We start from the raw sequence: 13,782 nt of genomic DNA, 5'->3' as shown, positions 1-13,782 counted from the left end.
CCGGTATTAGCTCAAGTTTCCCTGAGTTATTCCGAACCAGAGGGCACGTTCCCACGCGTTACTCACCCGTCCGCCGCTGACACCCGAAAGTGCCCGCTCGACTTGCATGTGTTAAGCCTGCCGCCAGCGTTCGCTCTGAGCCAGGATCAAACTCTCACGTTGAAGAGATTGATCTGGCCGATCACGTAGTTACTCAGACGGAGCCTCACAATCGATCAAGCAGCGCTTCACAGCGCAACCAGATCGGTGAGCTCAAAAAGAGAAACACGACGATCGGCACTAGTCTCTCACTTGTCGAAGCCAAAGCTCCGACCGCAAGGACAAACGCCGTCCGCGTCTCCCTTCCTCAATTCCAACAATGTCAAAGACCCGAACCCACCGGCGAACCGGCAAATTCACAGACGAGACGACGATCCGGGCTAGAAACCCCGATCACCCGCTTGTCCGACTGGGAGAACCGTGATACCGGCCAGACCATCCGGTCGGCCGCCTCAGCGGTGGAGGGCGTCTAGAGCCCGCCGATCCCCCTGTCAACCCCGTGGCCGAACCGCCGAAGCGAACCCGACCCCGAAACCAGCATCGGACAAAAACAGACCATCGCCCGGCAAACCCGCCGGCCAATCGCCGATCCTGTCAGAAGATGCTTCAGCGCCCGGTCCACTTTCGCGGCCGGCGCCGATGACCAGGGGTATAGACAGACCCCACGGGGCCGTCAACCGGGTTTGTGCGGTGCGATCGTTTTTTCTCGCGCAACCGCATGACGGGCCTACGACAGCCCCCTAACGCCCTCAGTAGCCCTTCTTGACCTGGGCCAGGGCCTGTCCGAGCCCGTGGGCGATGCGGGCGCGCTCATCCGGATCGGCATCGCGAGCGACCAGGGCCTGCTGGCGGCGTGAAACCAGGGTGACGCGCTGCAGGCCGTACTCGTCATCCTCGACGGTCACGATCTTGGTCCAGAGCGGATTGAACCGCCATTCATGCCGCTCGCCCTTGTGGCTGACACGAGCGAGCAGAATTTCGATCTGCGAGATCATCACCTCCTCGAAGGAGCGCCCGCGCCGGAAGCTGACCTTCAGGGCGGCGTAGATCGCCAGCATGTCGAGGCCGAAGAACCCGGCCACCGGCCAGAAGCCCATCCGCCAGGCCCAGATCGACACGGTCAGCGAGACCAGGCAGCAGCCCGTCATCACGATCCGGAAGCCGAGGCGGCTCAGGGATTGGTGCGGCCGGATCGTGGCGGAGAAGACCGGACGGTCGATACTGTCCGGGTCGAGCCCGTACGGGTGAACGGATGGATTGCCGCTGGCCATCCGATCCATATAACGCGCCGATGGCCGCCAGAAAGACTCCGCCTTCGGTAAAGAGCCCGCCTCGACGGCGTGCCGCAGGGGATTCCACGACAGGCGCCGCCTCCGGGCGTCTCGGCGGACGGATCACGCCGGCCTCGACCGTCCATATCGAGACCGCGCCGCAGGCCGTCGATTCGGCGACGCTTACCGAGATCTTCCGGCGCTCCCACGCGGCCGAGCCGGAGCCGAAGGGTGAGCTCCACTACGTCAACCCATTCACCCTGCTGGTCGCCGTGGTCCTGTCCGCCCAGGCCACCGACCGCGGCGTCAACCTCGCCACCGGCCCGCTCTTCGCGGTGGCCGACACCCCCGAGAGGATGCTGGCGCTCGGCGAGGAGACGGTCCGCAGCTACATCCGGACGATCGGGCTGTTCAACACCAAGGCCAAGAACGTCATCGCGCTCTCGCGCATCCTGGTCGAGCGGCACGGCGGCGAAGTGCCGGCGAGCTTGGAGGCGCTGCAAGTCCTGCCCGGGGTGGGGGCCAAGACCGCCAGCGTCGTGCTGAACATCGCCTTCCAGGTGCCGCGAATCGCCGTCGACACCCATATCTTCCGGGTCTCGAATCGGATCCCGCTGTTCGTCGGCAGCACCACCGACAAGGTCCAAGCCGGGCTGGAGGCGATCGTGCCCGAGCCCTACAGGCTGCACGCCCATCACTGGCTGATCCTGCACGGCCGCTACACCTGCAAGGCGCGCAAGCCCGAATGCCCACGCTGCCTGATCGCGGATCTGTGCCGATACCCGTCGAAGACCGTCGCATGACCGGGAATTTTTCGGGTGCGGAGGCGGCCGAGGGCACGTCCGGACCCGCGTCCGCAATCCCACCCTGCGGGCTAACGCGTTGTGCTGGAAGCCCGGTTCGGCTAGTTTGAACGGCAGTAGCCGGGCCCTCGGGCAGAGGCCGTCCGGCTGCCCGACCTCGCATACGGTCGCCGCGCCGCGGATTCCTCCCAATCGTCGCGCATCAGGAGCCTCGGCCCATGGACTTCCTCAAACCACGGTACACGCCTATGAACCGCCGCCGTCGCATCTACGAGGGCAAGGCGAAGGTCCTCTACGAGGGGCCCGAGCCCGGGACGCTCATCCAGCACTTCAAGGATGACGCGACGGCCTTCAACGCGAAGAAGCACGAGATCATCGACGGCAAGGGCGTGCTGAACAACCGGATCTCGGAATTCGTGTTCCAGCACCTCAACGATATCGGCGTGCCGACGCATTTCATCCGCCGGCTGAACATGCGCGAGCAGCTGATCCGGGAAGTCGAGATCATCCCGCTCGAGGTGGTGGTGCGCAACGTCGCGGCGGGCTCGCTGGCGACCCGGCTGGGCCTGGAGGAAGGCACCCAGCTGCCGCGCTCGATCATCGAGTTCTACTACAAGAACGACGCGCTCAACGACCCGATGGTGTCGGAAGAGCACATCACTGCGTTCGGCTGGGCGACGCCCCAGGAGATCGACGACATCATGGCGCTGGCGATCCGCGTCAACGACTTCCTGTCGGGTCTCTTCCTCGGCGTCGGCATCCGACTCGTGGACTTCAAGATCGAAACCGGCCGCCTGTGGGAAGGCGACATGATGCGCATCGTCGTGGCCGACGAGATTTCCCCGGATTCCTGCCGGCTGTGGGACATCAAGTCCTCGGACAAGCTCGACAAGGACCGGTTCCGCAAGGATCTCGGCGGCCTGATCGAGGCCTACACCGAAGTCGCCAAGCGGCTCGGGATCATGTCCGAGAACGAGAAGGTTCAGACCGGCGGCCCGCGCCTCGTCCAGTAGGCCGGTCAGGCGGGCGGGTGTCGCACAGGCGCCGGCGCCGCTTCCCAAAAGCCCGCGCGCAGGCGTGCGTGGGTCGAGAGGTCCGGGTCGAAGCCCGGGTGATAATGGGGGTCCTGCGCCAGCAGCGGCCCCCATCGCTTTTCAAGGGCCGCGATCTCGCGCGCGTGGCGGGCGCGGGCCTCCGGCGTCCAGCGGCGGCTCGCCGATTCGCGGTGATGCAGCACCGCCCCCGGCACCAGCAGGGTGCGATGGCCGGCCGCGTTCAGGCGCAGGCACAGGTCGACATCGTTGAAATCGACCGCGAAGACCGCCTCGTCGAAGCCGCCCACCGCCCGGAATTTTTCGGTCTCGACCATCAGGCAGGCGGCGGTGACTGCCGAGACCGCGTGAGTCGCGCTTAAGCCCGCGAGGTAGCCCGGCGCATCCGCCGGGAAATGGCGATGCGCGTGGGTGACGAGGCCGCCGGTGCCGAGCACGATGCCGCCGTGCTGGATCCGCCCCTCGCCGTCGAGAAGCTTTGCGCCGACCGCGCCGATCTCCGGGCGCAGGGCCTCCCGGGCCATCCGGGCCAGCCAGTCGGGCAGGAACGCCTCGACGTCGTTGTTGACGAAGACCAGCAGCGCACCGCGGGCGCGGGCGGCGGCGGCGTTGTTCATGGCGGCGAAGTTGAACGGCCCGGGACAGGGCACGACGCCCCCCCTCCCCTCGCGCTCCAAGGTTTTGAGGAAGGCCAGCGTCTCCGGCTCGCGGCTGTCGTTATCGCAGACCAGAATCTCCAGATCCGGCCAGTCGGTGCTGGCGGCGAGGCTGTCTAGACAGGGGCGGAGCAGGTCGAGGCGGTCGCGGGTCGGCACGATCGCGCTCACGAGCGGTCGCGGATCGGGCAGCGGGTGCTCGACCTGCAGGAGGCCGTCTTCGCCCGGCACGATGCGGCTTCCTTTACGGCCAGTCCGGTCGAGATGGCGGCGCAGGGCGTCACGATGGCGGTGCCGCCCCCCCTCCCCTGCCGGCGCCACGCAATCGGCCGGGTCGCCGCGTCGGATCGTCAGGATCTCGGGCAGGTGGCCGATCGCGGAGGCGCCGTGACGCTCGGCGATCTGGAACGCGGCGTCGGCGGGGCCGCTCGGCTGGGTCTCCGGCGCCAGGGCTCCCGGCCGGCAGGCCAGCAGGGGGCTCAGATAATCGACCGCCGCCAGCAGCTCAGGATCGAAGGCCGGCGGCAGCAGAGGCCGGACCGGACCGCCCGGATGATCCTGGATCAGCGCATCGCCGTAGATCGCCTGGAGGGTGGGATCGGCAGCAAAAGCGGCGGCGATGCGGACCGTGGCGCCCGAGACGAGGCAGCCATCGCCGAACAGCCGGATGCCGGCGCCCGGCCGGGCTGGCGCGGGCGGGAAACGGTCGAGGATTTTTGGCGGCAGGGCGAGCCGGTGGTCGATGCCGATCAGGGCCGCCAACTTCTGGCGGGCGCGAAGGCGTTTGCCCTGGAGCCGAGCGGCCAGGATCTCGCCCATCGCCCGGGGGTGGCCCAAGAAGCCGCGCAGCGCGCCGAGGACCGCGCGCCCGGAGGCGCGCGGGATCCCGAGATGCAGCATCTGCGCGAGGCCCGGCCCAGGCCCTGTCATCGGCGCCGCGTCATTCGAGATCCTCGCCGAAGGTCGTGAGCGACAGGGCGGGATGGTAATACGGATCGTGGCAGATCACAGCGCGCCAGCGCTCGGAGAACCGGGCGGCCTCCTGCTCGAAGCGGGCGCGCTTGGCCCCCACCGAGGGGCCCCGGCTCACGGATTCGAGATGGGCCAGGGTGGCGGCCGGTGTCCAAACCGTCTTCCAGCCGGCGGCACCGAGGCGCAGGCAGAAATCGACGTCGTTGAAATCCACCGGGAAGGCCTCGGCATCGAAGCCGCCCACCGCCTGGTATTTGTCCCGCGCGACGGCGAGGCAGGCCGCGGTCACCGCCGAGACCTCGTGGGCCACGCGCAGGCGGCCGAGATGGCCCGGCGTGTCGCCGGGGCGGCGGCGCAGGATGTGGCCCGCCCGTCCGCCGAGACCGACCACGACCCCGGCATGCTGCAGGGTGCCGTCCGCGTAGAGGAGCTTCGCGCCGACCGCCCCGACCTCGGGCCGGATCGCCTGGCGGACCAGGGCGTCGAGCCAGTTGGGCTCCAGCACCGCCACGTCGTTGTTGAGCAGCACCACGACCGCGCCCGTGGCGGCGGCGACACCGGCATTGACCATCGCGGCGAAGTTGAAGGGTTGCGGATCGATCAGGATCCGGACCCGCAGGTCGCGCTGGAGCTCTTCGTAATGCGCCAGGACGGCCGGATCGGTGGAGCCGTTGTCGACGATGATCAGCTCGAGATCCGGGTAGGCGGTCTCCTGCAGGACGCCCCGGCAGACCCGCGCGATCAGGTCGAGCCGGTCCCGCGACGGGATCACGATGCTGGCTCGCGGGGCGGGTTGCGGCAGCGGCCAGTCGAGATGGACCGCGCCGTCGCGGAGCGATGCGTTGATCGGGGCGCCCAGCGTTCTGAGGCGCGCATCGAGCGCCTGCGCCCGGGCCAGCGGATCGAGACACTCGCCCGTGGTGTGGGCGAGGACGCGCGGGATATGGGCGCCGCGCGCGCCGGCCAGACTCGCGGCGGTCTCGATGGCCAGGGACGCCTCTTCCAAGGCGCCGACCGGGGCGGCCGGCAGTCGCGACAGCAGGGCGCGCGAGAACAGCGCGGCGCGGCCGACATAGCCGGTCGCCAGCGCCAGATCCGGGCTCCAGTCCGGCTTGAGCCGGGGCAGGTCATCGGGGCCGATCGCGTCGCCATAGGCGAGATCGGCCTCCGCCAGGGTCGGCGCCAGCAGCGCCAGTGCATCGGGCGCCAGGATGTTGCCCGGCCGGAGCAGGCACAGGGCGTCGGACTCGGCGACCAGCGCGGCGGGAATCGCCCGGCCATCCCAACGAAGATGCTCAGCGCGGGGATCGGGCGACTCGGGGAGTGCATCATCCCAGGCGACCACGATGGTCCGGGCCTGATGGCTCTGCGCGTCGAGGGCATCGAGGGTTGCGGCGAGGGCCGCCGTCTCGCCAGAACGGGCCAGGATGAGGCAGCGGATCCGCAGATCGGTCGGGGCGACCCGGATCGGGCGATACCGCGAAGGCGCCCAGGATTTGTAGTGCCGCAGTGGCGTCACTGCGCAGGCCCCGCGCAGCGTATCGCGATAGCGCCGCTCGGATCCGCGAAGGCGTTCGAAGAGAGCCGAGACGCAGCGCCACGGCCGGCGAACCAGGCATTGGGCCAGCACCGAAGCCTCACGCCGAGCCCCGACCCGCTCCAGCACGAAGCCCGGCCCGGCCGACAGGCGGATCTCCCGGGTATCGCCGGGGATGAGGCCGAGCCAGTGGGCATAGCCCTGCGAGGCGCCCGGCAGGATGAAGTCCTGGGGTGTGCCGTCGGCCCCGCGCAAAACCCGCAGGATCGGCCGGCGCGGAGCCAGTGTGGGATCGCCGGCATAGCTCAGCACGATCCAGCCCACCGGGTGGTCGGGCAGGACGAGGCGGCGATCGAAGACGGGGTCGTCGGTCGGCTCAAGGCGAAACCGCGTCGCGCGGCCGAGCCAGGCGGCGCCGGGTCCGGCTGTTCCCGTTAGCGGAGTCGGATCGACGAGACGCGCCGCGGCATCACTGGGCAGCGTCGCCTCCGCTGGCGGGCTCCGCGGCGACTGCCGGCTTCCTGCGCCGCGGCTTGGCGGCGGCTTTCTCACCGGTGCCCTTGCTGCTGCCGACGCCGACGGTGATGTCGTAATCCTCGGCCGCCGCCGGCGGCACCGTAAGCTCCTCGGCGACGATGGTGGTGAAGCCCTGCGCTTCACCCGGGGCGACGACCACGGTGGACCGCTCGACGCGGCTCGCGACCACCTTGCCCTCGTGGCGGATCTGGATCGTCACCGGCACGTCGAAGCGGCCCGGCGCGCCCTTCGGGCCGAGCAGGACGTTGGCCTCGACGCCGACCTTGACGGTGACCGAACCGTCCTGGCGGCGGGCGCATTCCCGCGCCAGTCGGCCTACCGAGTACTGGGTGCGCACGTCGCTCCCGGCGAGGATGCGATAGGCCGCGCCATTCTCGGCCACCTCGACCGGCGGGCAATAGGGCGGATCGAGGCTCTGGGCCTGCGACGGCGGCACCGTCGTGCCGCCGAACTTGAACAGGTTGGAGAAGACGTTGCCGTCCTCGGCGCAAGCCGGGCTCGCGGACAGCGACCCGGCGAGGATCAGGCCGCACAGGCCCAGGAACAGGTCACGACCTCCGATCATCGCACGGCTCCCGAGCGGCCTCGTCATTTCAAGCTGTCGAACCCGGCCGCGAAGCCCTTCATCGAGAGCGGAATGCCGACGCCCTCCTCGGGCGTCTGGAACACGATGAAGGTCGCCTGCGTCCCGCCCTTGAACTGGCGGATCAGGCCGTCATCCATCACCACCTCGGCCACGCAACCGGTGGTGAGGCAGCGCACGAAACCGGCCCGGCCGATATCGGTCTGGTCGATCTTGAGGCCCAGGCCGGAGGGAAGGAGTACGCCGAGCGGCGCCACCACCCGCAGCAGATAGCCGCGGTTATCGGCCGTCTTCAGCACGATCACCACCAGGGTGAGGTTCGGGCGATCCTCAGCGGCCAGGTACTGCACCAGGGCGCATTGCTCGGCCTTCGCGCCGGCCGGCGTCTCGCAACGCAGTTGCCAGTCGTCGAAGGTCTTGCGCACCATGCCTTGGGCGGCCGCAGGCCCCGCGGATGCGAGTGTAGCCGCGGAGAGCGCGAGGCATACCGGCAGCGCGACGCGCCGGAGCACGCGCCGAAAACGATCGAGCCTCGCGTGAAGCGGCACCACCGAACCCTTTGGAACGCCACCGCCGAGGACCGGCGGGGCCGTAAAATCGGGGGTGTTCCGACCATGGCCGGCCCTGCGCTGTCAAGCGATGCCGGCTCCGGTGTTGCGCCTTGACGCTACCCGAGGGTTGCAGAACGGCCTAAATGAAGGGAGCTCTTCCTCCAGCGCAGGATCCTGAAGCTGTGATGCGCCTGTCCGCCCTCTCGGCCGCCTGCTTGATGGCCACCCTCGCGCAGGCCGGGGCGCAGTCGCTTCCGGTCTCCGAGACCACCTATATCGAGCATTCCCTCAATCGCTCCGACACGCTGATCGTCGAGCATCCGCCGGTGGCGGTGAACCCCTATGGCGGCCGCAACGGTCAGGCCGCGATCGCCGGCTATTGCCGCGAGGGTGGTCTGGTCCGCCGACGTGACACCTTCGGCAACCCGGTGATCATCCGCCAGCGCGAGGTCTGCGACAGCGTGGCGCCGCGCACCCTGGAGCCCGGCCAGGTCGATCCGCGGCCGACCTGGCCCGGCGAGGCCGTGACGCGCCAGAAGGTCCTGCGCGCCAAGGGTTGAACAAAGGCGGGCTGAGGCCCGGTCAGCCGTAGCGGTGCAGGCTGGTGCCGTTGCGCTTCAGCCACGCTTCGGCCGCGTCGACATTCGGGCAGAGCCCGCCCAGCAGCGCCCAGTACCGGGCCGAGTGGTTCATCTCGCGCAGATGCGCCATCTCGTGGGCGACGAGGTAATCGAGCACCATCGGGGGCGCCAGGATCAGGCGCCACGAGAAATTCAGCTCGCCCCGAGCCGTGCAGGATCCCCAGCGGCTGCGGGTATCTCGCAGGGTGATGCGCGCCGGCCTCTGGCCCAGGAGCGGCGCGTAGCGCTCCACCGCCTCGGTGAGATCCCGACGCGCCTCGCGGGTCAAAAAGTCCCGGACCCGGCGCGGGACATGGGCCGGCTCGCAGGAGACCGAGATCACCGGCTCCCCTTCCCCTCCGGCCTCGACGCGCACCGTCCCGCTGCGGGTGTCGCGCAGATGCACGCGATGCGGCTCGCCGCGCAGCGGAAGCACCGCGTCGGGCGCGAACACGACCCGCTCGGGCACGCGGGCGAGGCGCGCCGCGATCCAGCCGGCGTGACTCGTGGCGAAGCGTTGGGCGGTGTTCACCGCGGTGCGGCTCGGCAGGGTGATCACGACCTCGCCGGTGGCGGCCGAGACCCGCAGGGTGATCCGGCGCGCGGTCGGGCGACGGCGCAGCGCGATCTGGAGGCTGGCTCCCTCGTGCTGGACCTCAAGGTGGTCGGGATCGGGACGACGCAGCAGCGCGAACGACATGGCACCGTTCTAGCCGGCCCGGAACCGGCGCTCCAGATCCTGAAAGCGGGAATCGCCAAGGTTCCGGCGTGGCAGCTTCGTGAGGCGTGGCCGCGTCAGCCGGCGAGCGTCCGGGTCCAGACCTCGGTCTCGGGCACCACCAGCAGGGCGGCGGCGGCCAGCGCGATGCCGTAGGGGATGCCGGTCTTGGCGTCGTGGAGATGCAGCGCGAAGGGCAGGCGCGCGACGCGTATCGGCAGCGGATAGGCGCGCACGGCCAGGATCGCCAGGGTCAGGGCGCCGCCGAAGATCGAGGCCGCCAGGAGATAATCGCCCAGGCCGTCGAAGCCGATCCAGAGCGCCGTGGCGGCGGCGAGCTTCGCGTCGCCCCCGCCGATCACCCCGAAGGCGAACAGCGTGAAGGTCACCGCCAGGACGGCGGCCCCGGCGCCGAGGTGAAGGCCGATCTCGGACCAGTCCATCGGGCCGGTCAGAGCGAGCAGCACGAAGCCTGCGACGAGGGCCAACGAGATCCGGTTCGGGATCAGCATCGTCAGCAGGTCGCTCGCCGCGGCGTAGGCCATCAGGAACGGGAACAGCACCAGCAGGCCGAAACCGGCCGTGCTGAGACTCGCGATCGCCGATCCTGCGCCAACCATCTCGGGACCAACCCTATCCGTGCGTGATGGGCAAGCGGCTCGGGAGCGAGGCCGCTGCCGAACGGCGGATCCGGCCGGCCGAGACCCCATCGCGAGAGCGCTCGCCGCCGATGTGGATACCGGTTCGGCGTCAGCGAGCGCGTCACATGAAGACCTTGGAGCCGTTCCCGATTGCAACGCGATCGGAAACGGCTTCAGGTGCGACGGAGCCTCGAACCTGCCGCAGATCCTGTCCGTTTCGTAAACCGATCAGTTCAGGTTGGCGGAGATCGCGCTGAACTTGGCGGTGAGCGAGCTGCCGACGGTGCGCAGGGCGCCGATGATGACGACGGCGATCAGGGCGGCGATCATGCCGTACTCGATCGCGGTGGCACCGGACTCGTCGGAGGCGAAACGCGAGAACAGGGTCTTCATGGGGGGCGATCCTTCGATCAAGAACTTGCAGCGTGGACGTTGTGAGATGACCGACGAAGATTTCTACGTCTCGATCGGCGGCAGTCGCAGAGTGTCCGATACGCCTTGAAATTCGGTTAAATCACACATCGATCAAAGTTCGGGCCGGCCCCGCTGTGGGTTTAGTGAAGGATCAGTTTCGCCGCTGCCGAACATTGGTGCGGCTTTCTCATGCTTAGCGGTTCCTTCACCGGTCCCGGGCTAGCGCTACAGCTTCAGGCGTCGCCACGCGCAGGCGCCGATCGCTTCCGAGAACCCCCGATGCGCCGCACCCTGTCGAATGGGGCCCGAGCCGGCCTCGTCCTCCTGCTGACGGGAGCCTCCGTCGTCGCCGCCCAGCCGGAACCGCTGCCCGTCGTCACGGTGCTGGTGGACAACGCCAAGGTGATCCGCCTGCCGGAGAAGACCGCGACCGTGATCGTCGGCAACCCGATCATCGCCGAGGTCACGCCGCAGAAGAACGGCGTGCTGGTGCTCACCGGCAAGAGCTTCGGCTCGACCAACCTGATCGCCCTCGACACGGCCGGCGGCCTGATCGCCGAGACGATGATCCGGGTCGAGGCGTCGCGGGATTCGACCATCACGGTCCAGCGTGGCCTGGATCGGGAATCGCTGTCCTGCACCCCGAACTGCCAGCCGGCGGTCCAGCTCGGCGACTCGGCCAATTACTTCGGGACGACCAGCGGCCAGGCCGATGCCCGCCGCAAGCTCGCCACCGGCGGCGGCGCGGCCGGCCCCCAGCCCGCGGAACACTGAAGGCGCTGAACGCGACACCACACGGATCCTGAGGCAAGATCTGGCCTCGGCGCGACCTCGAGTCGATTCGGTTGGCTCCCCGGCGCGCCGTCAGGGAGGTCTCTCGCCGATGCCCGGCATCACGCACAATCCACCGCCGCCCGCCGTCGATCCCGATGTGCTCGCCGCCTTCCAGGAGGTCTCGACGCCGACGATCAGCGATTGCCTCGACCGGATGCCGGTGCTGCACGGCCTGCGCGCTTTCCACCGGCGGGGCCGGCTCATCGGCACGGCGTTCACGGTGCGGGTGCGGGCGGGCGACAACCTCGCGATCCATCAGGCGCTGGAGCAGGTCCGTCGCGGAGATGTGATCGTGGTGGATGGCGGCGGCGACACCAGCCGGGCGCTGGTGGGCGACATCATGAAGGCGATCGCCGAGAGCCGGGGCGTGGCCGGCTTCGTGATTGACGGGGCCGTGCGCGATACCGACGCCTTCGCCGATTCGGATTTCCCCTGCTACGCCCGGGCCGCGACGCCCCGGGGGCCGTTCAAGACAGGACCCGGCGCGATCAACGTGCAGGTGTCGATCGGCGGCTGGACGGTGAATCCGGGCGACGTGGTGGTGGGCGATGCGGACGGCGTCGTGACCTTTCCGCCCGCCCTCGCCTCGAGCCTGATCGAGGCCGTGCGCGCGCAGGCGACCCGGGAGGCCGAGGTGCTCGCGCTGATCCGGTCCGGCCGGTACGACGGCCGCTACGCCCGGGAGGCGAAGGGCTGAGGATCGGCTGGCCAAGCCTTGCGGATCAGGCGTCTCCCGTGGACGATGCCGCATGGAGTCCCAGACCCTCACCTACGCCATCGGCGACATCCACGGCTGCGCCGACCTGCTCGACACCCTGCTGGAACGGATCGCCGCCCATGCCGGCGACCGCCCCCACCGGCTGGTCTTCCTGGGCGACTATATCGACCGCGGCCCCGACAGCGCGGCGGTGCTGCGCACAATCAGCCGCTTGCACTGGGCCGAGCCCGAGCGCGTCACCTGCCTGATGGGCAACCACGAGCGCATGCTGCTCGACGCGCTGCTGACGCCGGAAGCCGCGCGTCACTGGCTCCATTACGGCGGCGAGGAAACGCTCGACTCGTTCGGCGCGCGGGATCTCGGCGGCCTGCCGCGCGACACCCTCGACTGGATCGAGTCGCTGCCGACCCTGCACGGAGACGCGGCCCGCTGGTACGTCCATGCCGGCTTCCAACCGGGCACGGCGGCGCCGGACTCGGACGTGCATGACCGCCTGTGGATCCGCGAGCCGTTCCTGGAGGGCGACCACGATTTCGGCCGGCACGTGGTCCATGGCCACACGCCCCAGCGGGACGGCCGCCCGGAACGGCGTCGTTTCCGGACCAACCTCGACACCGGCGCGGTCTATGGCGGTGCGCTCACCGCCGGAATCTTCTCCGATACCCAGGGGCCGGCGCTGGAATTCCTGTCCGTGCGCGCGGCCTGATCCCGGATCCGGCTACGAAGCGATCTTCCGGCGGACCTTGATGTCGGGGCTCGACGCGCCGCAGGTCGGCAGGCTCTCCACCGGGCCGTGAACGGCGGACGTGCTCGACGACAGGTCGTGGTAGCAGATGCAGCCTTCGGCGAAGTAATGGTGCACCAGCGCCTTGCGCGAATGGCGCAGGTCGTTGCGGGCCGATCCGCCGTGCAGGAGATTGGCGTGCCAGAACAGCACGTCGCCCTTGCGGGCCAGGAAGTGCTGCGGCTCGGCGCCGTGATCGGCGATCTCGCGCTTGATCGCGGGCTCGTAGCGCTCCGAATAGGCCGCATAGCCGCGCTCGCGGAAATCGTCCGTCGAGATGCCGACATCGTGGCTGAACAGGTAGGGCAGCCGGTGGGTGCCGGGATAATAGACCAGCGGCCCGCAATCGGCGTGGATGTCCTCCATGGCGACCCAGCACGCGGCGAGATAGCCGAGCGGATAGGTGGTCATGTGGATCGAATCCGAGTGCTCGGATTGCTGGCTGCCCTTGTGTGAGGCGATCGTCTGGAACGGGATCGCCTGCCGCCCGAGCACGAGGCTGCTGAAATTGAGCAGCACGGGGTGCTTGAGCAACCGGTCGAGTTCCTCGACCTTGAGATGCGGGTTGAGGTAGCGGCCCGGATGGGGATCGTCCTCGGCCGCCTTCTCGGGCGCCAGGGTCAGGTCGCCCCGGGCGATGGCGGCCTCGTAGGCGGTCCAGGCCTCGTCGATCGTGTCCGGGTCGATCGCCCCGCGAGCGACGTAGTATCCGTGCTCGGTCCAGTACCGGCAGATCTCGGCCTGCCTGGCCGTGATCTCGCCCCGGGCGACGCGCCGCTCGATTGTGTCCAACGCGTCGGGACGGTCGAGCCACGGGCTCGGCCCGGATTCCGGAAAGCTCTCCGCCCGAAAGACCTTGATGCAGCCGATATCGACCGGGATGTCGGCGTCAACCGTGTAGGATCGGGCCGGAGGACGCGCGGGGGCGACCGGCAGAGCGTCGTCGCGCCCGAGGGTGAGGTTGCGCGCCGCGGTGCCCCAGCTGCGCGCGATCGTCTTCACCCGCGAGAGTCCGTTCGCCACGTGCCGCCCCCTGGCCCCATCTCCTTTGG

At 69.3% G+C, this 13,782-nt stretch carries 15 protein-coding genes and 1 rRNA gene; 6 read left to right on the top strand and 10 right to left on the bottom strand.

Translation table 11 applies throughout. The features are described from left to right. Both BM228_RS29160 and BM228_RS29155 read right to left on the bottom strand, forming a co-directional pair. Positions 1-162: ribosomal RNA gene (locus BM228_RS29160) — 16S ribosomal RNA — on the bottom strand; the annotation flags it as partial. 626 nt (positions 163-788) lie between these two features. Further along, a complete protein-coding gene (locus BM228_RS29155) occupies positions 789-1,310 on the bottom strand; it encodes a DUF2244 domain-containing protein (RefSeq protein WP_092046173.1) in 522 nt (173 codons plus the stop codon). Positions 1,311-1,330: 20 nt separating this feature from the next. Here BM228_RS29155 and nth point away from each other — a divergent pair, with 20 nt between their 5' ends. Beyond that, positions 1,331-2,113 carry an endonuclease III gene (nth, locus tag BM228_RS29150; protein WP_244537368.1) on the top strand — a complete coding sequence of 261 codons (783 nt, stop codon included), beginning with the start codon at positions 1,331-1,333 and terminating at the stop codon, positions 2,111-2,113. Between the two features lie 218 nt (positions 2,114-2,331). Next, positions 2,332-3,126, top strand: a complete 795-nt coding sequence (purC, locus tag BM228_RS29145; protein ID WP_082643291.1) for a phosphoribosylaminoimidazolesuccinocarboxamide synthase — start codon at positions 2,332-2,334, stop codon at positions 3,124-3,126. Between the two features lie 5 nt (positions 3,127-3,131). On the opposite strand, the gene BM228_RS29140 is transcribed toward purC, so the two are convergent. The 4 genes from BM228_RS29140 to BM228_RS29125 form a co-directional block, all read right to left on the bottom strand. Then, positions 3,132-4,751 carry a glycosyltransferase gene (locus BM228_RS29140; RefSeq protein WP_092046171.1) on the bottom strand — a complete coding sequence of 540 codons (1,620 nt, stop codon included), beginning with the start codon at positions 4,749-4,751 and terminating at the stop codon, positions 3,132-3,134. Between the two features lie 10 nt (positions 4,752-4,761). After that, on the bottom strand, positions 4,762-6,654 hold the full coding sequence (locus tag BM228_RS29135) for a glycosyltransferase (protein ID WP_244537367.1): 1,893 nt from the start codon (positions 6,652-6,654) through the stop codon (positions 4,762-4,764). 145 nt (positions 6,655-6,799) lie between these two features. Beyond that, positions 6,800-7,432 carry a hypothetical protein gene (locus tag BM228_RS29130; protein WP_092046170.1) on the bottom strand — a complete coding sequence of 211 codons (633 nt, stop codon included), beginning with the start codon at positions 7,430-7,432 and terminating at the stop codon, positions 6,800-6,802. Between the two features lie 23 nt (positions 7,433-7,455). Continuing rightward, entirely contained in the window at positions 7,456-7,944 is a 489-nt protein-coding gene (locus BM228_RS29125; RefSeq protein WP_092046181.1) for an invasion associated locus B family protein, read from the bottom strand. 242 nt (positions 7,945-8,186) lie between these two features. Between BM228_RS29125 and BM228_RS29120 the strand changes: the two genes are divergently transcribed. After that, positions 8,187-8,561 carry a hypothetical protein gene (locus BM228_RS29120; protein ID WP_092046168.1) on the top strand — a complete coding sequence of 125 codons (375 nt, stop codon included), beginning with the start codon at positions 8,187-8,189 and terminating at the stop codon, positions 8,559-8,561. A gap of 22 nt (positions 8,562-8,583) precedes the next feature. Here the strand turns inward: BM228_RS29120 and BM228_RS29115 are convergent, their stop codons facing one another. The 3 genes from BM228_RS29115 to BM228_RS29105 all read right to left on the bottom strand — a co-directional run bounded on the left by BM228_RS29115 (position 8,584) and on the right by BM228_RS29105 (position 10,373). Next, positions 8,584-9,321: a M48 family metallopeptidase gene (locus tag BM228_RS29115; protein ID WP_092046167.1), complete on the bottom strand. Its 738-nt coding sequence runs from the start codon at positions 9,319-9,321 to the stop codon at positions 8,584-8,586. A gap of 95 nt (positions 9,322-9,416) precedes the next feature. Next, positions 9,417-9,959 (bottom strand): A24 family peptidase, encoded by a 543-nt coding sequence (locus tag BM228_RS29110; RefSeq protein ID WP_092046165.1) that lies wholly within the window; start codon positions 9,957-9,959, stop codon positions 9,417-9,419. Between the two features lie 249 nt (positions 9,960-10,208). After that, a complete protein-coding gene (locus BM228_RS29105) occupies positions 10,209-10,373 on the bottom strand; it encodes a Flp family type IVb pilin (protein ID WP_092046163.1) in 165 nt (54 codons plus the stop codon). Positions 10,374-10,673: 300 nt separating this feature from the next. Here BM228_RS29105 and BM228_RS29100 point away from each other — a divergent pair, with 300 nt between their 5' ends. The 3 genes from BM228_RS29100 (at position 10,674) to BM228_RS29090 (ending at position 12,652) form a co-directional block, all read left to right on the top strand. Next, entirely contained in the window at positions 10,674-11,168 is a 495-nt protein-coding gene (locus BM228_RS29100) for a pilus assembly protein N-terminal domain-containing protein (protein ID WP_092046162.1), read from the top strand. A gap of 109 nt (positions 11,169-11,277) precedes the next feature. After that, a complete protein-coding gene (locus BM228_RS29095; protein WP_092046160.1) occupies positions 11,278-11,925 on the top strand; it encodes an RraA family protein in 648 nt (215 codons plus the stop codon). A 52-nt stretch (positions 11,926-11,977) separates the two neighbouring features. After that, complete coding sequence (locus tag BM228_RS29090) at positions 11,978-12,652, top strand: metallophosphoesterase family protein (protein ID WP_092046159.1); 675 nt, start codon at positions 11,978-11,980, stop codon at positions 12,650-12,652. 12 nt (positions 12,653-12,664) lie between these two features. Here BM228_RS29090 and BM228_RS29085 read toward each other — a convergent pair whose 3' ends face one another. Next, a complete protein-coding gene (locus BM228_RS29085) occupies positions 12,665-13,732 on the bottom strand; it encodes a phytanoyl-CoA dioxygenase family protein (protein ID WP_244537366.1) in 1,068 nt (355 codons plus the stop codon). Positions 13,733-13,782 lie beyond the last annotated feature (50 nt).

Source organism: Methylobacterium pseudosasicola, from assembly GCF_900114535.1.
GTDB classification, from domain to species: domain Bacteria; phylum Pseudomonadota; class Alphaproteobacteria; order Rhizobiales; family Beijerinckiaceae; genus Methylobacterium; species Methylobacterium pseudosasicola.
This window is presented reverse-complemented; position numbering and strand designations above follow the sequence as displayed.